General features: G+C 64.2%; 23 protein-coding genes. 8 read left to right on the forward strand and 15 right to left on the reverse strand.

The genetic code is table 11. The annotated features are described in order from the left end of the window. Positions 1-30 precede the first annotated feature (30 nt). Entirely contained in the window at positions 31-1,032 is a 1,002-nt protein-coding gene (locus A5634_RS25830; protein WP_065146874.1) for a D-2-hydroxyacid dehydrogenase family protein, read from the forward strand. On the opposite strand, the gene A5634_RS25835 is transcribed toward A5634_RS25830, so the two are convergent. Together A5634_RS25835 and A5634_RS25840 are read right to left on the reverse strand one after the other, a co-directional pair. Further along, the gene (locus A5634_RS25835; RefSeq protein WP_253861909.1) at positions 1,007-1,618 is read right to left on the reverse strand and encodes a TetR/AcrR family transcriptional regulator; all 612 of its coding nucleotides are present in this window, start codon (positions 1,616-1,618) and stop codon (positions 1,007-1,009) included. The two genes, A5634_RS25830 and A5634_RS25835, sit on opposite strands and share 26 nt — an antisense overlap. A 10-nt stretch (positions 1,619-1,628) precedes the next feature. After that, the gene (locus tag A5634_RS25840; RefSeq protein WP_065146876.1) at positions 1,629-2,702 is read right to left on the reverse strand and encodes an NAD(P)H-dependent amine dehydrogenase family protein; all 1,074 of its coding nucleotides are present in this window, start codon (positions 2,700-2,702) and stop codon (positions 1,629-1,631) included. Between the two features lie 642 nt (positions 2,703-3,344). On the opposite strand from A5634_RS25840, the gene A5634_RS25850 reads away from it, so the two are divergent. Both A5634_RS25850 and A5634_RS25855 read left to right on the forward strand, forming a co-directional pair. Beyond that, positions 3,345-4,718, forward strand: coding sequence for a WS/DGAT/MGAT family O-acyltransferase (locus A5634_RS25850; protein ID WP_065146878.1), 1,374 nt, complete (start codon positions 3,345-3,347; stop codon positions 4,716-4,718). 6 nt (positions 4,719-4,724) lie between these two features. Beyond that, positions 4,725-5,210, forward strand: a complete 486-nt coding sequence (locus A5634_RS25855) for an NUDIX domain-containing protein (RefSeq protein WP_065146879.1) — start codon at positions 4,725-4,727, stop codon at positions 5,208-5,210. Here the strand turns inward: A5634_RS25855 and A5634_RS25860 are convergent. Further along, entirely contained in the window at positions 5,193-6,269 is a 1,077-nt protein-coding gene (locus tag A5634_RS25860) for a DUF2330 domain-containing protein (protein WP_065146880.1), read from the reverse strand. The two genes, A5634_RS25855 and A5634_RS25860, sit on opposite strands and share 18 nt — an antisense overlap. Positions 6,270-6,349: 80 nt before the next feature. On the opposite strand from A5634_RS25860, the gene A5634_RS25865 reads away from it, so the two are divergent. Then, positions 6,350-7,573, forward strand: a complete 1,224-nt coding sequence (locus A5634_RS25865; RefSeq protein ID WP_065146881.1) for a cytochrome P450 — start codon at positions 6,350-6,352, stop codon at positions 7,571-7,573. On the opposite strand, the gene A5634_RS25870 is transcribed toward A5634_RS25865, so the two are convergent. The 4 genes from A5634_RS25870 to A5634_RS25885 form a co-directional block, all read right to left on the reverse strand. Then, positions 7,570-7,995: a hypothetical protein gene (locus tag A5634_RS25870; protein ID WP_065146882.1), complete on the reverse strand. Its 426-nt coding sequence runs from the start codon at positions 7,993-7,995 to the stop codon at positions 7,570-7,572. The two genes, A5634_RS25865 and A5634_RS25870, sit on opposite strands and share 4 nt — an antisense overlap. 36 nt (positions 7,996-8,031) lie before the next feature. After that, positions 8,032-8,493, reverse strand: coding sequence for a hypothetical protein (locus A5634_RS25875; protein WP_253861911.1), 462 nt, complete (start codon positions 8,491-8,493; stop codon positions 8,032-8,034). A gap of 35 nt (positions 8,494-8,528) precedes the next feature. After that, the gene (locus A5634_RS25880) at positions 8,529-9,119 is read right to left on the reverse strand and encodes a TetR-like C-terminal domain-containing protein (RefSeq protein ID WP_065146883.1); all 591 of its coding nucleotides are present in this window, start codon (positions 9,117-9,119) and stop codon (positions 8,529-8,531) included. 70 nt (positions 9,120-9,189) lie between these two features. Beyond that, entirely contained in the window at positions 9,190-10,272 is a 1,083-nt protein-coding gene (locus A5634_RS25885) for an ATP-dependent DNA ligase (protein WP_065146884.1), read from the reverse strand. A gap of 37 nt (positions 10,273-10,309) precedes the next feature. On the opposite strand from A5634_RS25885, the gene A5634_RS25890 reads away from it, so the two are divergent. Further along, on the forward strand, positions 10,310-11,344 hold the full coding sequence (locus A5634_RS25890) for a DNA polymerase domain-containing protein (protein WP_065146885.1): 1,035 nt from the start codon (positions 10,310-10,312) through the stop codon (positions 11,342-11,344). Between the two features lie 6 nt (positions 11,345-11,350). Here A5634_RS25890 and A5634_RS25895 read toward each other — a convergent pair whose 3' ends face one another. Together A5634_RS25895 and A5634_RS25900 are read right to left on the reverse strand one after the other, a co-directional pair. Next, a complete protein-coding gene (locus A5634_RS25895; protein WP_065146886.1) occupies positions 11,351-11,965 on the reverse strand; it encodes an isochorismatase family cysteine hydrolase in 615 nt (204 codons plus the stop codon). Positions 11,966-12,129: 164 nt separating this feature from the next. Further along, on the reverse strand, positions 12,130-13,116 hold the full coding sequence (locus A5634_RS25900) for an SDR family NAD(P)-dependent oxidoreductase (protein WP_065146887.1): 987 nt from the start codon (positions 13,114-13,116) through the stop codon (positions 12,130-12,132). 154 nt (positions 13,117-13,270) lie between these two features. Between A5634_RS25900 and A5634_RS25905 the strand changes: the two genes are divergently transcribed. Together A5634_RS25905 and A5634_RS30070 are read left to right on the forward strand one after the other, a co-directional pair. Beyond that, entirely contained in the window at positions 13,271-13,660 is a 390-nt protein-coding gene (locus A5634_RS25905) for a PPOX class F420-dependent oxidoreductase (protein WP_065146888.1), read from the forward strand. Between the two features lie 24 nt (positions 13,661-13,684). Continuing rightward, on the forward strand, positions 13,685-13,819 hold the full coding sequence (locus A5634_RS30070) for a hypothetical protein (RefSeq protein ID WP_301337131.1): 135 nt from the start codon (positions 13,685-13,687) through the stop codon (positions 13,817-13,819). Here A5634_RS30070 and A5634_RS25910 read toward each other — a convergent pair. The 6 genes from A5634_RS25910 to A5634_RS25935 form a co-directional block, all read right to left on the reverse strand. Further along, positions 13,814-14,518 carry a cutinase family protein gene (locus tag A5634_RS25910; protein WP_081290668.1) on the reverse strand — a complete coding sequence of 235 codons (705 nt, stop codon included), beginning with the start codon at positions 14,516-14,518 and terminating at the stop codon, positions 13,814-13,816. The two genes, A5634_RS30070 and A5634_RS25910, sit on opposite strands and share 6 nt — an antisense overlap. 113 nt (positions 14,519-14,631) lie before the next feature. Next, positions 14,632-14,805 carry a CsbD family protein gene (locus A5634_RS25915; RefSeq protein WP_065146889.1) on the reverse strand — a complete coding sequence of 58 codons (174 nt, stop codon included), beginning with the start codon at positions 14,803-14,805 and terminating at the stop codon, positions 14,632-14,634. 73 nt (positions 14,806-14,878) lie between these two features. Continuing rightward, positions 14,879-15,064 (reverse strand): CsbD family protein, encoded by a 186-nt coding sequence (locus A5634_RS25920; RefSeq protein WP_065146890.1) that lies wholly within the window; start codon positions 15,062-15,064, stop codon positions 14,879-14,881. 45 nt (positions 15,065-15,109) lie between these two features. After that, positions 15,110-16,168, reverse strand: coding sequence for an NAD(P)H-dependent amine dehydrogenase family protein (locus A5634_RS25925; RefSeq protein WP_065146891.1), 1,059 nt, complete (start codon positions 16,166-16,168; stop codon positions 15,110-15,112). A gap of 263 nt (positions 16,169-16,431) precedes the next feature. Then, the gene (locus tag A5634_RS25930; RefSeq protein WP_065146892.1) at positions 16,432-17,559 is read right to left on the reverse strand and encodes a hypothetical protein; all 1,128 of its coding nucleotides are present in this window, start codon (positions 17,557-17,559) and stop codon (positions 16,432-16,434) included. After that, on the reverse strand, positions 17,556-18,872 hold the full coding sequence (locus tag A5634_RS25935; RefSeq protein WP_065146900.1) for a hypothetical protein: 1,317 nt from the start codon (positions 18,870-18,872) through the stop codon (positions 17,556-17,558). Before A5634_RS25935 ends, A5634_RS25930 begins: the two co-directional genes overlap by 4 nt. Positions 18,873-19,082: 210 nt before the next feature. On the opposite strand from A5634_RS25935, the gene A5634_RS25940 reads away from it, so the two are divergent. After that, positions 19,083-19,424, forward strand: a complete 342-nt coding sequence (locus A5634_RS25940) for a hypothetical protein (RefSeq protein ID WP_437340012.1) — start codon at positions 19,083-19,085, stop codon at positions 19,422-19,424.

Here is a 19,424-nt window from a genome sequence, read left to right on the forward strand (position 1 = left end):
GCTACCGGGCCGACAGGTAGATTGCCTCCCATGCTTCAAGTGGCGATACTCGACGACTATGCCGGCGTGGCGCTCCAGCTCGCCGACTGGTCACCCGTTCAGAGGCGCTCGCAGGTAACGGTTTTCGATCGCCACCTTTCCGAAGACGAGGCCGTGGCGGTGCTGCAGTCGTTCGACGTGATCTGCACCCTGCGGGAACGGATGGCGTTCCCGCGCAGCCTGATTGAACGCTTGCCGAACCTGAAGCTGATCACCATCGTCGGCCGGAACCTGCCGAACCTGGATCTGGCCGCGGCCACGGAGCACGTTGTGCTGGTGGCTCGTTCGGACTTCACCCATCTGCGGTTCCGGTCGGTTCGCGACGCGACGCCGGAGCTGGCGTGGGGATTGATGATCGCGACGGTGCGCCACCTGGCCGAGGAGCACCGGCGTATGCGAGACGGCACCGCATGGCAGACCACAATCGGAATGACGTTGTCGGGCAGGACGATCGGGCTGCTAGGCCTGGGCCGGGTCGGTCGGCGAATGGCCGAGTACGCGAAAGTCTTTGGTATGGAGGTGATTGCGTGGAGCCAAAATCTCACCGTTGAAATGGCTGCCGCGGTCGGGGCGCGCCGGGTTGACAATAGAACCCTGTTCGAGGAGTCCGATGTAGTCTCTATCCACCTGGTTCTCTCCGAGCGCACGCGTGGTCTGGTCGGGAAACGCGAACTGGCCCTGATGAAACCAACCGCCTACTTGATCAACACTTCTCGGGGACCGATCGTCGACGAGGCCGAGCTGATCGCTGCGTTGGAGCAGCGGCGCATAGCCGGGGCCGGCCTGGATGTCTTTGACATAGAACCACTTCCGGCCGAGCATCCGTTGCGCGCGCTGCCGAATGTGACACTGTCCCCCCACCTGGGCTACGTCACTCGGGAAATGCTTTCCGCGTTCTATACCGACACGGTCGAAGCCGTCACCGCGTGGCTGGATGGGCAACCCGTTCGGATCGCCAATCCGGAAGCTAACCGGCCCAGTGCGGGCTCTTGACCGCTTCCAGCGCATCGGCGACGTAGCGGTCCAATGGCTGGCGGTTGCCAGACCGGCGCACCCACAGCGCAAACGCGTAATCTCCTGCGGCGAAGCCCAATTGAACGAGCAAACCGGGTCGAATATCGACGCTGGGATCGACGCCCATTCGTTCGGCGATCAGCTTGGTCGCGCGTTCCCGGTCCGCAGACGTGTACATAGTGACCCTGTGCAGCATGTCTGGAGCTACCAGCAGGGCCTCGCGCCACTCCTCACAGTCGGCCGGGTCGAAGGACCGCGTGCGACCGATGATGGCATTGACCAAAGCTACGTCGGCCGATTCGGCGGCAGGGCGCTGCTCGAGCATGCTGACGATGGCGGCGCCACCGTGGCGGACCGGAGCCAGCAACAAGTCGTCCTTGCTGGGCACATGGCGGAAGAAGGTACGTGGCGAAACACCAGCGGCAGCGGCGATTTCCTCCGTCGTGACGGCGTCGTAGCCACGCTGGACGAACAACCGGAACGCCGCGCGTCTGATGTCGGCGCGGACCTGGGCGCGCTGCCGATCGCGCAGCGAATCTGTGATGGGCGGCTGCGACCCCCGCACACCCATGTCGTTACCCGAACCTGGCGGCGGCGCGACCGGCGAACAGCGGCAGGTCCAGGTAGGTCTTGATGCCGGGATCGGCGGCGCAGACGTCGGGTACCGCGTTGATGCAATGGTTGGCTGTCACGACGATGCCGGGGTTGCGCACCAGCCCCTCGGCGATCGACTCCGGCTGCAGGCCTTTGAAAGTGAGACTGACGTTGGGATCTCCGGTGATCTCGACTTCGAAACGCTCGCCCTGCTCGCCGAAGTCCCAGGCCGGCTCCAGGTTCTCCTCTCCCATCAGCCAGTTCACCGCGGCAGTGATGACCGGTTCGCCATCGGAGAGCGCCTGCCAGCGGAATCGGCGGGCCGCAACCGTTCCCGCCGAAATCGGCACCGGGTCGTAATCGATCGGCCCGGTCGCCACGGCAATTTCCTGGCTGGTCCTGATATTCGGATCGATCCGAAAACCCATATGGTCGGCGATCATTCGCACCGACATCTTGAAACCTGCCTCGAGCAGGCTGGCCATGGGTCCTTGCATTGCTTCTTCGGGCGGTCCGCCGAAGCCCATGATGTGACGAACTACGTCGGGAGCGTTGTAGGTGCGGATGTCGGAGAACTCTTCGGAGCGCACGTGGGTGACCGATGACGACAGCGACGAGACTATCAGTGGGAAGCGCTCGGTGATACCGCCGGGATGGATACCGGATCCGTGTAGCGTCACGCCGCCCGCGACGGCGGCTTCCGCGATCGCCCGGACACGCGGGTTGGTCAAAGCCGGATAGACCCAGCCCACCGGGGTGACCACGTTCTTGCCCGAGCGCAGGATCGCGATTACCTCGTCGTCGCTGGGCACCAGCGGGCTGTACATGACACAGTCGGCGTCCAGAGCGAGCACGTCGTCGATGCTGGTGCTTGCGGTCACGCCGAGGTCGTCGACGCCGAGGATCCGGCCCACGTCCACGCCGTTCTTGTCCGGGCTGTGTACCCAGCACCCGACCAGCTCCAGCTGCGGATGATTCAGAACGCACTCGATGGCGGCCTTCCCGACACCGCCGGTGGCCCACTGGATGACGCGAAACTTGGACGGACTGCTCATGGAGACCTCCGGACGGGACGGCGACGTGCGGCACGTTATGCCGCAGTGGCAGGGACTGTCAATATCCTCCAGCACCGTCGGATGCGGTGACAAAGACCGCTACGGCGTTGCATATTGGCATTTATGTACCGGACTGTTATCGCTGCAATCGGGCTGGTCGTCGTCTTCTCAGGTGTGAATGTGCCTGTCGCTGCCGCGGATAACCCGGTCTGCACTTCGACGTGGTGCTCGTTTTTCGCTCCGTCGCACAATCTGGGCTGCGAAATGAACTATCAGCGTGGCAACGGTATTTCTGATGAAACCTATTGTCAGACCGATGAGCCGCCGCAGTCGGTGCACATGTCGAGCAATGGCTCGTTCAAGACCTGCACGGGAACCTCGTGCCTGGGCAATGCGGGACAAGGAACGCCGACTCTTGCCTACGGTCAAACCGCTGGCGTCGGCCCTTTCACTTGCCGGTCGGAGACCAGCGGAGTGACCTGCACGGTAACCTCCGGGCGCGGTTTCACCATCTCCAACGCGGGGATCGTCTCGGTGGGTTAGCGGTATCAAAATAGCTGTCTGACAACAGCTTTCCAAGCGGCACTAGATTGCCGCCAGCTAAATCAACCATCGGCCAGCCCGACACGCTTTAATAGCGGGATGGAATTAATGATGCCCACCGACTCGATGTTTCTGTTCACCGAATCGCGGGAGCATCCTTTGCACGTGGGTGGCTTGTCGTTGTTCCAGCCACCCGAAGACGCCGGACCGGGATTCGTCCGGGAGTTCTACGAGTCGCTGGTAGCCAACGACGAATTCCAGCCGACGTTTCGCAAGCACCCCGCGACGATCGGCGGCGGCATCGCCCGGGTTGCCTGGGCCTATGACGACGAGGTCGACATGGACTACCACGTCCGGCGTTCGGCACTGCCGTCGCCGGGACGCGTTCGTGATCTGCTCGAGCTGACCTCCAGGTTGCACACCAGTCTGCTGGACCGGCACCGCCCGCTGTGGGAAGTGCACGTGGTGGAGGGGCTAAACGATGGACGTTTCGCCATGTACACCAAGATGCACCACGCTTTGATCGATGGGGTTTCGGCGGTGAAGCTGATGCAGCGCACGATGTCGACCGATCCCAACGACACCACGGTGAAGGCGATGTGGAACCTGCCCCGCCCGCCCCAACAGCCGAAGTCGGCGTCCGATTCCGCTAGCTCGAATCCGCTGAATTCCCTTTTCAAGTTGGCAGGTTCGGTTGCGGGGATTGCCCCTTCGACGCTGAAGTTGGCCCGCGCCGCACTGTTCGAGCAGCAGTTGACCCTCCCGTTCGCGGCTCCGCACAGCATGCTGAACGTCAAGGTCGGCGGTGCCCGCCGCTGCGCCGGTCAGTCCTATTCGTTGGAGCGCGTCAAAACCGTCAAGGATGCCGCGGGCGTGACGGTCAACGACGTCGTCCTGGCGATGTGTGCGGGTGCGCTGCGGTACTACCTGCAGGAGCAGGATGCATTGCCGGACGCGCCCCTGGTTGCAATGGTCCCGGTGAGCCTGCGCTCGGAGTCAGATGCCGACAGTGGCGGCAACAAGGTCGGCAGCATCCTATGCAACCTGGCCACCGACGTCGACGACCCGGCCAAGCGGCTGCAAATCGTCGGGGAATCCATGCGGCGCAACAAGAAAGTGCTCGCGGAACTGCCGTCGTACCAGGTGCTCGCACTGTCGGCACTGAACATGGCCCCACTAACCCTGGCCGGTGTTCCCGGCTTCCTCTCCGCGGTGCCGCCGCCGTTCAACATCGTCATCTCCAATGTGCCCGGGTCGGGAGATCCGCTGTACTACGGCGGTGCGCGCCTGCACGGCAGCTACCCGCTGTCCAACATCCCCGACGGGCAGGCACTGAACATCACCCTGGTCAACAACGCCGGCAACCTCGATTTCGGTCTGGTCGGGTGCCGACGCAGCGTGCCGCATCTGCAGCGGTTGCTCGCGCACCTAGAAACCTCGCTGAAGGATCTGGAGCAGGCTGTCGGGGTCTGACCGTCCATGCCCAAGCTCAGTGCGGGTGTGCTGCTGTACCGCACGCGCGATGGTGTCGTGGAGGTGCTGATCGCCCATCCGGGCGGGCCGTTCTGGGCCCGCAAGGACGACGGCGCCTGGTCGATACCGAAAGGCGAATACGCCGAGGCCGACGACCCTTGGACGGCGGCCCAGCGCGAATTCGGCGAAGAACTCGGGCTAGCGGTGCCCGAGGGTCCGCGGGTCGACCTCGGGCCGGTGAAACAACCCAGCGCCAAGGTGGTCACCGCGTTCGCCGTCCGCGGTGATCTCGACCCCGCCGAGACTCGCAGCAATACCTTCGAACTGGAGTGGCCGCGCGGCTCGGGCAAAATGCGGGAGTTCCCCGAGGTCGACCGCGTGGGTTGGTTTCCGGTTGCCCAAGCCCGCGCCAAGTTACTCAAGGGACAGCGGGCTTTTCTGGATCGGCTGATGGCCGACCCGGACCTGGCGGGGCTATCCGAAGGAACCTGAGCTGCGCAGACGTCGACGATGCCGACGCCGGATTACCAGCAGCACCACCGCCGCCACGATGAGCATCACAGCGAACCCGGCCGCCAAGACCAATCCAAGAGGTACGGCCACGTCGTCGTCGACGACGATCACCCGCCGGTAGGGGGCATCGTTAGGGGCGTTGCCGAACGTGAAGTCCGATGTGATCCGCGATGTTTGATTGATGTCAACCTGGGTCTTGGTCAGATACCCGCCGTGGTTGCCGGTCAGTTCGCGCAGCAGCGGATCGTGCGCGGCACCAGCGACGTTCCCGGCGAACTGAACTTCGATTCGCTGCGTGGACGAGTCGGCGTCGGTGCGCTGCTGCCGATGGTCGGACAGGCTGAACACGGTCACATGTTGCGGGGACTCGGCGGCGACCGAAAGACGCATCGGATAGACCAGATTCGGCGACTGAAAGGTCAGCCGAACCGGGTGGAGCCCGCCCACAATCGGTGCCGTGCTGGTGAGCCGCAGCGCCACAAAGGACCAGCCGTCGCGCACGTATGGGTCCAACGCCTGCAAAACCGTCGGCTTGATGGCATAACCGTTGTCCGCCAACCACTTCTGTAGACCAGTCAGGTCACCGCCAGCCAGCGTGGTGGCCTCAAGGGGACGTTGCACCTGGCTGATCACCTCGGGTGCCCGCGCACCCGGTGCCGCCCCGCGGACGGCTCCGTCCGCGGCGCCTGGTAGCGGCGACTTCAACGTCCAGTGCCGTTGATGGCGAATCTCCGGGGCCGACAGCTGCTCCAACTCGGTGAACGTGGCCTCGTCGGCGGCGGCGACCGTGGCCGGCGTGGGCGTGGGCACCACTAATGCGACGTTGTCCGTGCTGGCACTCATTCCCAGCTGCATGACGATAGTCTCGATGGCGCCGTCCCAATGCACCAGTGCCACTTCATGATTCACGGCGGCATTGGCGCCGCGAGGCGCGATCGCGGCACCGCACGCGCACGCATGACTCGGCGTCGCCAGCATCAGACCGCCGGTGAGAACTGCCAAGAACATTCCGAGTCGGCACAGCCGCCGCACCGCCATCTTCGGGATGCTACTCGGCGACGCAGGCACAATGGCTTGAATGAATGGCGTGACCGACGGGCTCGCATGACGGAGTTGGTATGAAGACGACAAAATCGGCCGAAGTTCAGCAGCTGTTGCTTCAGTTGATCGATCCGGCCAACCGGGCCGACCCATACCCGGTGTGCGCCGAGTTGCGCGACCGCGGCCCGCTGACGCTGCCGGGTGGCGACTTCATCCTCTTCTCGACCTACCGGAATTGCGACGAGGTGCTGCGCCACCCTTCCTCGAGCAGCGACCAGCTCAAGTCCACGGCCGCCCAACGGATGATCAAGGCCGATCCGACGATGCGCCGGGAAACCCCGCCGGGCTTTCTGTTCCTCGATCCGCCTGATCACACCCGGCTGCGCAAGCTGGTCAGCAAGGCGTTCGCACCGAAGGTGGTGGGTGCGCTGCAGCCCGAGATCAGTGCGCTCGTCGACGGGCTGCTGGACCGGATTGCGGCCAAGGGCAGCTTTGATGTGGTCGCGGACTTCGCTTACCCGCTCCCGGTTGCGGTGATCTGCCGACTGCTCGGGGTTCCGCTGGAGGACGAGCCACAGTTCAGTCGGGCTTCGGCGGTGCTGGCCAAATCGTTGGATCCATTCTTCACCGACGACCAGGCCGACGAACTGGACGACTCGTTGAACGCGGGCGCGGGACTGCGTGACTATCTGCACAGGCTGATAACCATCCGCCGCCGCGACCCGGGCGACGATCTGCTGTCGGCGTTGGTTGCGGTGAACGAAGCCGGCGATCAGCTGACCGAGGAAGAAATCGTCTCGACGTGCGTGCTGTTATTGGTGGCCGGCCACGAGACGACGGTGAACCTGATCGGCAACGCTGTGCTGGCGATGTTGCGCGACGGCCGGCAGTGGGCGGCGTTGGGTGCCGAACCCGGCCGTGCGCCAGCGATCGTCGAGGAAACGTTGCGCTACGACCCGCCGGTGCAGCAGCTGAGCCGAATTGCCCTCGACGACATCCGCATTGGGGATACCCAAGTGTCAAAAGGAGACGCGATGCTGCTGCTGCTGGCCGCCGCGCACCGTGATCCCGGCGAGTTCAACCGACCTGACGTCTTCGATCCAGAACGTGAAGCATTGCGGCACTTAGGGTTTGGCCGCGGCGCGCACTATTGCCTCGGCGCCCCGTTGGCTCGGCTGGAAGCCAGCGTGGCGTTGTCGGCGGTGACGGCTAGGTTCCCCAATGCCCGGCTGGCCGGGGAACCGTCGTACAAATCCAACATCACCCTGCGTGGCTTGTCGGAACTGACGGTCGCGGTCTAGTTTCCGTTAACGCGCCCAGGGCGCGTGCCGGCCATGTTGATCATCAGCGGGATGGGCGTGGCAATCGCGCGGAGCGCTTCCGAGTCGTCGTAGACGCCGATGGTGTACTCGCCGGTGTTCTCGATCGCGAACGAAAGCTGCGGAGTGAAGCACCGGTACTTGGACGGCTTGTTGTCCTCGTCCGGCCACTGCCACGCCGAGCGGACCGTGCCGCGGATGGTTCCGCCAGGGTCTTTGCACACGATGAACAACTCGGGATCGAAGTCACCTCCGGCCGGGGCGTGGACGACCAGGACAAGGGGCACCGTCAACCACACCGGCGTCTGATTGACGTCATAGCTGGTGATCGGTAAGCGGGTGGCGTCAATTGCGGAGTCGTCGATGTTGGCGGTGCCCGCCACGAGCAATGCGGCTACGTGCATCCCGACATAGTAAGGGTGTCGGACGCGCGCGCTGCGTTATTTGGCGGACTCATCGATCTGTGTCAGGTCATCACCATCTCCGGCAGTCGGCTCCTGCTCGGCCAACAGGATGGACATCGGAACCGGTGTGGACAGTTCGATTTTGCCTTCGGCGTCGTAGTAGACGCCGAGCGTGTACTCGCCTTCGGTCTCTATGGGAAAGGAGAGATCTTGAGTGAAGCAGCGGTATTTGGAGGCGCGGTTTCCGTCGTCGGGCCAGTGCCAGGCCGCGCGCAGCGATCCGCGCGGGGACCCGGCGGGATCTTTGCAAACCACATGAATTTCCGGGTCGTAGTCGCCGCCTGCCGGGGCGTGTACCACGAGTACAACCGGAACCGTTGCCCACAAAGGCATTTGATCGACCTGGAACCAAGCCATCGGAATGCACGTGGCATTTATCGCGCCGTTTTCGTCGAACGCGGCCGAGCGCGGAACGAACAGGGCGGACACGTTCAGCATCCCGATATCTTAAATGCTGCCGGACGCTTAAGCCGTCATTGCTTACGCAGCGCATGCCACGCCAAGTCGGCAATGGCTACGCAGTAGGAATCATCCACCGGGTCTTCGGTATACAGACTGCGAATGTAGAGCGGCGAAGTCACTATCTGAATCGCCGCCAGGGTATTGACGCCGTCGCGAACTTCGCCACGCTGACGGGCTCGATCGACGATCGCACGTATGATGCTAAACCGCTGCTGCCAGAACAACATTCGGGTTTCAGTGTCGTGGTGGCCTCGACTGTCCATCACCAAAGACCGATGGAAGGTGCGGCCGATTCTGGTGTTGCAGTCCGCGGCGATGCACCGGGCAAGGGCAAGCAGATCCGTTTGCAGAGCTCCGGTGTCGGTGGCCGTCCGCAATGCTTCGGCATCGCGGACCGCGGCGTCGACGATCAGGTGCTGTCGGTCGCCCCAGTATTGATAGATCATGGCGACGTCCAAGCGATGGCGCTCGGCCAGGGCTTCGATGCTGAATCGCTCGACGCCCCAGCGGGCCAGCTCGTCGAGCACCGCCGGCATCACTTTGGCCCGGACGTCGGCCGGGACGGCGCGCAGAGAAGTCTCTTTTGAGCGAGACGGTCGCATGCTGGCCTCCTTCCCGGCCCCATCCGAACGAATCGTGTATCTACTGTAAGACTTCGGCCTGAGTCGGTGACTAACCTAATCCGAGTCCCGGCACGATGTCGCCGAGGCTGAAGGTGACCGGTTGCTCGAGTTGCGCATAGGTGCACGAGCGGGGGTCGCGGTCGGGCCGCCAGCGGTTGAACTGGGCGGTGTGCCGGAACCGGGCGCCCTCCATGTGGTCGTAGCGGACCTCGACCACTCGCTCGGGCCGCAGCGGCACGAACGACAAGTCCTTGCCCGCGTTCCAGCGGGAGCCTTCGTTCTTGCGCGGCGTGCGCTGCCCGGCTTCGTGTGCCGCCCAGTTCCACGGGTGTTCGTCGAACGTGGTGACCAGCGGCTGCAACTCGGTGAATAGCCGCTTGCGTTCGGCCATCGGAAAGGCGCCGATAACCCCGACCGACGCAAGCTGGCCTGCGTCGGGACCGGAGTCGTGGTAGAGCCCGAGCAGCAGCGAGCCGATCGCGTCGCTGCCGGATTTGTGTACCCGGTATCCGGCAACCACACAGTCGGCCGTGCGCTCATGCTTGATCTTGAACATGACGCGCTTGTCCGGTTGATAGGTGATGTCCAGCGGCTTGGCGATCACACCGTCTAGGCCGGCACCCTCGAACTCGGAGAACCAGCGTTGCGCGACGGACTGGTCGGTGGTGGCCGGCGTGACGTGGATCGAGGGGCCCGAACCTTCGAGTGCTTCGACCAGAGCCGCGCGCCGCTCCTGGAATGGTCGCCTGGTGTAGTCCTGATCGCCGAGGGCCAGCAGGTCGAAGGCGATGAACGACGCCGGCGTCTGCTCGGCCAGCATCCGCACCCGCGAGTCGGCCGGGTGAATCCGTTGCTGCAGCGCCTCGAAATCCAGGCCGTGATCGGTGGCTATGACGATCTCCCCGTCGATCACGCAGCGTTGCGGCAGTTCGGCTTTGACCGCGGCGACCAGTTCGGGAAAGTAGCGGGTCATCGGTCGCTCGTTGCGGCTGCCCAACTCCACCTGGTCACCATCGCGGAAGGCAATCGAGCGGAATCCGTCCCACTTGGGCTCATACGATGCGTCGGCCGGAATCGCCTTGACGGATTTGGCGAGCATCGGCGAAATCGGCGGCATGACGGGTAAGTCCATTGATTCATTGTGTCGTGCGGCATGCTGGTACCTAGCTATGGCTGCTGCAGCAGAAGAACTCGATGTCGACGGCATTGCCGTGCGGTTGACCAACCGGGACAAGGTGTACTTCCCGAAGCTCGGGACCAACGGCACCAAAGGCCGGCTGGTCGAGTACTACCGGGCCATGGCGACAGCGCCGACGGGCGCTCCGATGCTCACGGCTTTGCGTGATCGTCCCACCCACCTGCAGCGCTTTCCCGACGGCATCGACGGCGAAGAGATCTACCAAAAACGGGTGCCGCAACATCACCCGGACTATCTGGAGACCTGCCGGGTCACGTTCCCGTCCGGGCGGACCGCCGACGCGCTGAAAGTGACGCATCCGGCAGCAATCGTGTGGGCGGCGCAAATGGGCACCGTCACGTTGCACCCGTGGCAGGTCCGCTGCCCCGACACCGAGCATCCCGACGAATTGCGCATCGACCTGGACCCGCAGCCCGGCACCGGCTTCGAACAGGCGCGCGCGGTCGCCGTCGACGTGCTGGGCCCCCTGCTCGACGAGCTGGGCCTGGTGGGCTACGCCAAGACGTCCGGTGGACGTGGCATCCACGTATTCCTGCGGATCGCAACCGACTGGGATTTCATCCAGGTGCGCCGCGCCGGCATCGCGCTGGCACGCGAGATCGAACGCCGCGCACCCGACGCGGTGACCACGTCCTGGTGGAAAGAAGAGCGGGGCGAGCGGATCTTCATCGACTTCAACCAGAACGCCCGGGACCGCACCATGGCATCGCCGTACTCGGTGCGACGGACCCCTATCGCGACGGTTTCGATGCCGTTGTCCTGGACGGAATTACGGGACGCGGACCCCGACGCATACACCATGGCCACCGTGCCTGACTTGGTCGCGAGGCGCGAGGATCCATGGGCCCAGATGGACGACGACGCGCAGTCGATCGATGTGCTGCTCGAGATGGTCGAGGCCGACGAGGAACGCGGTCTGGGGGATATGCCGTACCCGCCGAACTATCCCAAAATGCCGGGGGAGCCGAAACGGGTGCAACCGAGCCGGGATACCGACCGCAAATAAATCGGACTAACGGGTCATCAGCGCTACCGCTTGATCCGCGGACAAGACGGCAGTTGCGTAGTTGGGGATGTTCACCTCCAGCGCGGCGTGCATCTCCACCTCGGAATAGTCCGCGGTCGCGTCCTTGACCATCGTTACCTCATAGCCGAGTTCGGCGGCGAATCGGACGGTCGCCTCCACGCAGGTGTGGGCGATCAGGCCCATGACGATCAGTCGAACGATGCCGTGCCGTTTAAGCAACACATCCAGATCCGTGTTGGCGAAACCGCTGGAACACCAATGTTCGGCCGCGACGATATCGCCGGGTTGGGGTACGAAATCCGGGTGCAACTGGCCGCCCCAGGTGCCGTACTCGAAGGTTCTTCGCGTCCACGCGGCTTTCTGGACCGGCGCGATGGACCGCCAATTCTCGTAGTCACCGTGGCGGTATCGGCGATGCAGTGCGTAGCAGACGCGGATGTCGACGTTTCGCGCGGCGTCGAGAACTCGCTTCATATTGGTGACGCAGTCATTGGTCTCGATTACGCCCTTCAACCGGTCCCAGACCTTGCCGCCGGGGGAAATGAAGTCGTTGTACGGATCGATCACCAACAGTGCCGTCGCATCGTTGTGGTTCGTCATCTCGTCGACTTCCCATCGGTCAAGGCCTCTAGTGCACTGAGTGGTGCTGAGTAGTGCACTGAGTGTGAATCCTGTGCTTTGAGTGTCACGCCTGGGCGGCGTTTCGCCGATTTTCCCGCCCTGGGCTCACACCGAAAGCCGTCGCTGCACAACCAAAGTCCGGCTTAGCGACTTTCGTCGCGCAGCGCATCGACCGTGTCGGCGATGGTGGTGCGGGCATCACGGAAGGTAATGCCTAGTTCCTGCTCGGCCGGCGAATCGTCGGACTCGGGCATCTGGGTGTAGTACTGCATGCCCGCTGCGGTGAACGGATTATCAAAGGGCAGATAGGGTCCCACGAAATCGAGAAGCGACCCGGCGGCGCGCAACACCGTGTCGGGAACCGGAACAGCGACCATCGGAGTGCCGGCGGCATCGCCAAGCATCTGAGCCAATTCGCCAACCGGAACCCGCTGGCCTCCCGCCATGTAGCGCCGCGGGCCCTTGCCAGGCTCCAAGAGCGCGGCGTGCAAAGCCGCGACATCGCGCGCGTCGACGACCATCCACGCCGCGCTACGTCCGGGGATGGTGTGCATTTGCAGCGCCGCCTTGACGCCTTCGCCCGCCTCGCCGAACTGGTCGCCGACCGGCGGGCCGAGCACCATTCCGGGGTAGGTGATGTTCACCGGTGCGCCGGCATCCTGCAAGCCGCGAGCGTAGATCTCGACCTGCGCTTTGGAAGTGCCGTAGCCGTCGGTTCCGCCAACCACCGGCAGATCGGCCGTCAACGTCTCCAAGTTGGGGTGAAATAGCGCAGTGAAGCTTGACACGTGCACGATCGGGTCGAGGCCGAGCTGGACGGCTTGACCCAGGACGTTGCCCGCACCCTCCATGTTGGTTGCCAGCATCTCCGCGGTCTGGCGCGGGTCGGTAGCGACCAGGGCAGCGCTGTGCACGACGGCGTCGCAACCCTGCAGCGCCTTTCGCACCGAGTCACGGTCCTTGATGTCACCGATGATGTGATCGGACGTGTCGACGCCTAATGCGGCCACCGATGTCTGCAGACGTTCGGGCTTTCGCACCAGGAAACGTACGGAATGTCCCGCGTCGGCGATGGCTTTGGCGGTCCAGCCGCCGACGAATCCCGTACCTCCGGTTACCAGAACGCGCATGAACGCATTCTGCAACCGGTGTGCCGCCGCCGAGTGCGCGGGGTAGGTGTGCCCCCGCCCACAACGGCTCTTTGTTTCCCCAGCCGTCGGTACGGGTAGTTAAGAAACTGAACAATCGCCGTTCGGGGGCGACCTTTATAGGAGGAAACAAAACGTGGCTATCACTTTTGACGACGTCATCAAGTCGAAGTACTTGCGGTTGACGACGTTTACCAAAGATGGTCGCGCTAAACCCACTCCGATTTGGGGCGTGCCCGACGGGGACCGATTGCTGGTCATCACCGACGACGAGTCGTGGAAGGTCAAGCGAATCCGCAACACCCCGCGAGTGACGATTGCTAAGAGCGGATCACTGGGCAAGCCCAAAAGCGAAGACGTAGAGGGCGTCGCCCGGATTCTGCCGAACTCCGAGACGCGCAAGGTCTACAACGCGGTGCTGAAGCGCTACTGGTACCACGCTTGGTGGTTCTATGCCCATTCGCTGGTGCGCGGTGGTATCGACAAGGTGCACGTCGGATTAGAGGTCAAGCCGGCGCCCGCGTAGGGCTCGGCCTGTCACTATGGAGTAGTGACCACCGCAATAATCGTCGCGACGTTGGTCCTTTTGGGTCTTGGAATCGTGATCAACGGTCTGTTCCGGCTGCGCGACTGGTTGAAGAATGCACCGATCCCGCCGCCTGACGATGAGCAGGACCCGTTATAGCCGGCCGACGACGAAATCGGCTGCCTGGTTGGTCATTCCGTTGACCGCATAGGACACGTGGGCAATGTTGGGGGCGGTCCCGGTGCCATTGCAGATGTCGTCGCCGTCGGCGCACAGCTGGATGGTCTTGGGCTGATAGAGCGGCCCGATAGCGATCTGCGGCGCGCCGTACTGGCTGAGGAACTCCGGTGACGGCGTTCCGAATAGCACCACCGCGGCAACATGATTGGCGATCTCGGGCGCCAGCGGTTGCGGTACCGCCGAAGCTGGCACACCGGGTGGGATTTCAGCAGAGGTCACGTACCCGGCTACGGCCGCGCCTTGCGAGTACCCCCCAAGCACTTGCTTTGTGTTGGGACAATTCGACGCCATCGACTGGATGTGTCCGCCGGCGTCCCGAATCCCGGCGATCACGCTCAGTGGGAAGTCGCTACTGGAAAAGTCCGTGCTGGCTTGATAATTCACCGGATAAACCTCAAGCGAGCGGGCGCCAGTCCGAGCGCGCAAAGCATCAACGAATGATTGGCCGACGCCACCGACGCCGGGGGGCTCGCCGCTGCCACGAGCGAACACCACCTCGACGTCCGGGCAGGGTGCAGCGGCAGCCTCCGGGGCGGGCTCGAACAGCAGCGCGAAGGCGCCGACCATGGCAGTGGCGCCGATGCCGACCGCAATCCGGCGAAACACGTTCCGTGTCATAGCTAATCCCTAACTGAACTGGTTGCTAGTCGCCTAGGGATAGCCACAAATCGAGCTTCTCAACCCGGCCCGACCGATCCGATTGTCCGGCAACGCATCTCGCGCCCCAGGTGCTACTTCTTGAAGGCGTCCTTCACCTTTTCGCCAGCATCTTTCAAGCTGGACTTCGCCTGGTCACCGCGACCCTCGTTCTCGGTTTCGCGATTTCCAGTGACCTTTCCTACGGCCTCTTTGGCGCGGCCGCCCAGGTCCTCGATCTTGTTCTTTACCTTGTCTTCGGCACTCATTGCGTCAGCGCTCCTCGTTGTAGTCCGTTGGCGGGCATCGAGTACCCGAATGCCAGGGATGTTGAAACGCCGATCAATACCGCTGCCGACGCCGGAACGTGTCTCTGATCCGTAAACCGGTGTCTTTGGCGTTTGCTCGCGCCTGGTCGAGTTTGCCCTCGTATTGGGTACGCCGGTTGCCGGAAAGCTTGCCGAGGGTCTCCTTGGCCCTTCCGCCCCAGTACTGGACCGCGTTGTTGAGTCGGTTGTTGGTAGCCATTGCAGTTGCATACCCGCTGACTGTCGGCTTCATTCTGGGGACGGGCTATCCGGTGGGTACCGTGCCGCGCGGCAGGGTGAGCGGAAGATCCGCGTAGGTGGCGATGCCGGGAGCCGCCGCGACGACCGCTGGGATGGCATTGATCGCCGGCATCGCCGTCATGATGTGCCCGAGCGCCATGAACTCCGCGAGCGTGGTGGCCTGGAAGTACGGCGGCGGCAGGAAACCGACCTTGGTCGTCACCGTGGGTTGTCCGTCCACCTGGATCACCCAGCCGTCCTGGTCGATCTGCCAGTCGGGTTCCAACGTTTGGCCTTTGCGCCAGCGCACGTTGAGGTCGATGACGGTACGGTCGCCGACAATGCCCTGCCAGCTGATGTAGACACCCGCGACGCAACCCGCGGCGATTGTCCAGGATGCCATCTCGAGGTCGGCCGTGGTTTGCGCGAACTCGGCGACGCATCGGATTTCGTCGAGTTCCACGCCGAGTGCGTCGGCGACCAACCGGACGGCCTCGCCGAAGATCTTGGTGCCCTTTTCGGCCATCTGCCCCAACTCGGGGGTATCGATCGGCTGGCCGAAGCCGACCGGCTTCTCGGTGTCCGGCGAGTCGTAAAAGGTGGTGTCCGCGGCTTCGTTGACGGTGATCTTGTCGACCCGGTTACACACCATCGCCGACACGATGGCCAACAGTTCGGCGAAACCGGGGCTGACACCTGAACCGAAGATCGTCGACCCGCCCTGCTCGCACGCCTGCAGTAGCCGATCGCGACCGTCACCAAGGTTGTGCCCGGTGATGAAAGAAGCCGTGGTCACCACGTTGACTCCGGCGGACAGGATGCGGACCAGCTCGTCGACGTCGATCCACATGGGGTTGTAGACCACGCAGTCCGGTTTCAGGGCGAGCAGTTCGTCGACGTCATTGGTCGCCGTCACCCCGATCGGGTCGATGCCGGCCAGCTCGCCGGCATCGCGACCTGCCTTCTCGGCCGACCAGGCATAACATCCGACCAGCTCGAGCTGGTGGTTAGCCACGATCGACTGTAGGGAACTTTTACCGACGTTTCCGGTCGTCCACTGCACGACGCGATATGTGTTGGGCACTCGCTCAGCATAGGGAGCCGGTGCGACGGCTTCTAGGCCTATCGCGGCGTCCGGACCGAAGCCGCCTGAATGAGTGTGAATCCTGGGCTTTGAATGTGAATCCTGGTAGGGATTTCGCCGATTATCCCGCCGTGGGGTAACACAGAACGCCGTCGCTTCACAACCAAAACTGAAGCTGCGGACAGACGCAATGCCCTCAGGGGACCGCGACGCCGTTGGCAGGAACGCCTAGCGGCGACCCGCCGCGCCCGGCCCAACTAGCGCTAGTAGGCCGACTCGGCCGCCAGGATCTCCGCAAGGAACGCATCGGGCGGGGATTGGTCAAGCCGCGTCTGCACCCAACGGCGGATCCGCTCGCGGACCTCCCGCTGCTCGGTAACGTCGGCCCCGACCACCACCGAGGTTGCCGGCCAGTCGTGGTTCCAAGCGACAGTTTCGGGCAGCGCGCGCTGCTGCGCGTCGACGAGGGGGACGGTAGCCCGACCGGCGGCGTCGAGCGCGGCCGCGCCGCTGACGTTTCCGGACATGACGCGTACCGCGATGTCAGTGGCCGGCTCGGGGCCGATGACGGCCGCACGCACCACGGCCACGACCGCGGGACCGGCGGTTTCAACGCGCCACCCGACCGTGTCCTCGGCCGCGTCGAATATCCCCGGCGGCACCGCTCCCCAATTGATAGACGTGACGCCCGAGCTAATGGCCGTGGACGCTAGCCCGGTCTCCGATCCCGCGGCCAGTGCGTAGTCGTCGCGGTAGCCAGTAACACTCTGAGCGGCCGGCCAATCCGCCGCCGCCGCAGAGAGTTCCGCCCAATCGACGCCGTCCAAGCCCACTTCCTCGGCGAGTTCGGCACCGGCGCCCACCAGGTCGCGCACGCGCGGGTCACCGGTCCGGATGTGGTCGATGAGCGCCGCGGCGTGCGGGGCGAGCAGGTCGGTCACGTCCGAGTCGAGCGTGTCGTCGGTGAAGTAACTCTGCGCGCCGTGGGTCAGCAGCGCTACCTCGACGTCGAGCAGCGCCCGATCGAGGCCCGGGGTACCGTCGCGCTGGCTGGCCGGCCACCACCGTCGCAACCAATGGCCGAGCGCCAGCCTGCGCAGCGCGGCCATCGAGCCCGGTGTGATGTCGAGTTCGGTGAGGTCCGGTTCGTCGCTGGTCGTGGTGGCCGCTATCAGCGCAATGTGGCCGGACTGACCGACCACGCGCCAGAGCCAGTCGGCGCGATTCGGGTCGGTGAAGGTGATCTGCGGGGCATCTACGCCAGCCGGGTCGTCGACGATCCAGGACAGGACCGCGCCGCTGACCTCCAGCACGGCAAGCAGTGGTGTGGGTTGCTCGTGGGTGGCTGCCGGCCCGAGCGTCCAGAGGCCGGATTCGGCGGACAGCTTCATCCGGCCACCTGCAATTGCAGCATCGACTTAATCCGTTGGCGGTGATCGAGACTCACCGACCTGGCCACACCCTCCAGCAGCGACCGCACGTCGTCGACATCCTGACACGGCTCCTGCCAAACGTCGCGGCCATGCAGCCGCGCCCACAGCCGACTCAGATACGGCTGCGCATAGGAGGCCAGATCATCGACAACTTGCTGCTGTCGCGGATGTATTGGCCCGCCCTCGGCGAGATAGCGCCGGGCATGCAGGACGTACGCCTCCTTACGCAACCGCGCCTGGATCTGCCCGGCCAGCGTGTAACGGCTCGCCACCGACGGGTCCAAAGGCGCCAGCTCGCCCGCCACCTCGATGCCGGCCACCAGGGTGGCCTGCTTGTCCTCGGCCAGGAGCCCCCATGGCGCACAAGCGCGGTCCACTTCCTCTGCACACAACAACGGAATCTCCGGCAACGCGTCGCGATCCAAGGCACGCCGCAGCGTGGACCGGACCCGGTCCACTACCGGGCGATCCAGCGGGCGGTCGCCGTCCGTTCCGCCCACCACTCCCGGCGGCTGTTGTGGCGCAACGGAACTCAAACCCAACTCGACGATCGACCAGGGCAGTTCGGCGGTTTGGACACGGACCAGCGCACCTAAGTTGTACGGCGTGGCGTCGGCGATCACCGCCGACCAAACGCGCTGCCGCGCCGTGGCCGCGGTGTGACTGGTGGCCGGCCCGAGCACCGTGGCCAATGCCGCCAGCAACGGCTCAAGCGCTGTGTTCTCGGCCCGCACGTCGCGCCAACTGTCTTCGAGCTGGGCCGATAGCGCAGTGACGACCTCCGGATCGGCGACATAGTCGTTGAGCACCTCGATCGCGGTGCGGTCCCGGCCCTGGTGTATTTCGTGCAACACCATCGCCGCCGCGTCGCGTTCCAACGGCGTGGGTGCGCCTTTGGTCACCGCGAGCTCGAAGCACACCGGGAAGTACAACTCCTGGGCGTTACCGCTGCGGATCCGCAGTCTGCGACGCTCGAGCTTGAGCACTTCGAACCAAGCTGCGGCAAAACGCAATTGAGCGGCGTTGCCGACGATCAGGTCCTGCATCACCGTCGCGGTGTCGATGGCCACGACCGGTGTCGAAAATTGCGGGTTGGACCGCAAACGCAGCACCAACGGATCGATGATGCGTTTGACAGTTCGGCTCAGCGGGCCACCGTCGTCGCTGCTGAGCACCTCGACGCCGGGACCGATTGCGCGCCACGCCTGATCGATCACTGCCCGCCGGGGTTGTCCCGCCCGGGCCGGCGCTAGCTGCGGATCGGCGCTCATGACCACAGAATAGGGGCACCGACGAAAGACCCGGTATTCGAAAAGTTGGGTTCGGTAGCCGATCGGTCCACCCAAGGTGGTCATATGAACAAGTCGAAGTCGATCGCAATCGGAGCCGAATTTGCACTGGTTGCAACCATCATCCTGTTCCTCGCGTTTCGCGAGTTGTGGATCGCGGTGGCCGGCGTCATAGCCGGCACCGTAGCCGCTATAGCGGTCGTCGCCGTCACCCGCTGGGCCGCGCGGCACAGCGATGGCAGCGATGACGAGGGCCTGGCCGTCGGGGTCGGTACGGTACGCACCGTGGTCCGCGGCGGTCAAACCGAATTAACTGTTGCACAGCGCCAGATCCTGATCGAGGTTTCCAGCGTGCATGGCGATACCTTCATCGGCCGCTTGATCGACCACGATGGGGCGGCTGACCTCGCCATGCTGCGGCCCGGTCTGGTTGTGTTGGTCGCCTTCGATCCCGCTGCCCGAGAAGAGCTTTCGTTGCCCGACGACGAGATGGCGGTACTGGCGGTGCGGTCTTCCGGCCTCGTACTGGCCTGA

Source organism: Mycobacterium asiaticum (genome assembly GCF_001673365.1).
Taxonomy (GTDB): domain Bacteria; phylum Actinomycetota; class Actinomycetes; order Mycobacteriales; family Mycobacteriaceae; genus Mycobacterium; species Mycobacterium asiaticum_A.

Coding starts and splice junctions, on each gene's coding strand:
- A5634_RS25830 (WP_065146874.1), top strand. CDS start 31: ATGCTTCAAGTGGCGATACTCGACGACTATGCCGGCGTGGCGCTCCAG.
- A5634_RS25840 (WP_065146876.1), bottom strand. CDS start 2,702: ATGAGCAGTCCGTCCAAGTTTCGCGTCATCCAGTGGGCCACCGGCGGT.
- A5634_RS25850 (WP_065146878.1), top strand. CDS start 3,345: ATGGAATTAATGATGCCCACCGACTCGATGTTTCTGTTCACCGAATCG.
- A5634_RS25855 (WP_065146879.1), top strand. CDS start 4,725: ATGCCCAAGCTCAGTGCGGGTGTGCTGCTGTACCGCACGCGCGATGGT.
- A5634_RS25860 (WP_065146880.1), bottom strand. CDS start 6,269: ATGGCGGTGCGGCGGCTGTGCCGACTCGGAATGTTCTTGGCAGTTCTC.
- A5634_RS25865 (WP_065146881.1), top strand. CDS start 6,350: ATGAAGACGACAAAATCGGCCGAAGTTCAGCAGCTGTTGCTTCAGTTG.
- A5634_RS25870 (WP_065146882.1), bottom strand. CDS start 7,995: ATGCACGTAGCCGCATTGCTCGTGGCGGGCACCGCCAACATCGACGAC.
- A5634_RS25875 (WP_253861911.1), bottom strand. CDS start 8,493: ATGCTGAACGTGTCCGCCCTGTTCGTTCCGCGCTCGGCCGCGTTCGAC.
- A5634_RS25880 (WP_065146883.1), bottom strand. CDS start 9,119: ATGCGACCGTCTCGCTCAAAAGAGACTTCTCTGCGCGCCGTCCCGGCC.
- A5634_RS25885 (WP_065146884.1), bottom strand. CDS start 10,272: ATGGACTTACCCGTCATGCCGCCGATTTCGCCGATGCTCGCCAAATCC.
- A5634_RS25890 (WP_065146885.1), top strand. CDS start 10,310: ATGGCTGCTGCAGCAGAAGAACTCGATGTCGACGGCATTGCCGTGCGG.
- A5634_RS25895 (WP_065146886.1), bottom strand. CDS start 11,965: ATGACGAACCACAACGATGCGACGGCACTGTTGGTGATCGATCCGTAC.
- A5634_RS25900 (WP_065146887.1), bottom strand. CDS start 13,116: ATGCGCGTTCTGGTAACCGGAGGTACGGGATTCGTCGGCGGCTGGACC.
- A5634_RS25910 (WP_081290668.1), bottom strand. CDS start 14,518: ATGACACGGAACGTGTTTCGCCGGATTGCGGTCGGCATCGGCGCCACT.
- A5634_RS25915 (WP_065146889.1), bottom strand. CDS start 14,805: ATGAGTGCCGAAGACAAGGTAAAGAACAAGATCGAGGACCTGGGCGGC.
- A5634_RS25920 (WP_065146890.1), bottom strand. CDS start 15,064: ATGGCTACCAACAACCGACTCAACAACGCGGTCCAGTACTGGGGCGGA.
- A5634_RS25930 (WP_065146892.1), bottom strand. CDS start 17,559: ATGAAGCTGTCCGCCGAATCCGGCCTCTGGACGCTCGGGCCGGCAGCC.
- A5634_RS25935 (WP_065146900.1), bottom strand. CDS start 18,872: ATGAGCGCCGATCCGCAGCTAGCGCCGGCCCGGGCGGGACAACCCCGG.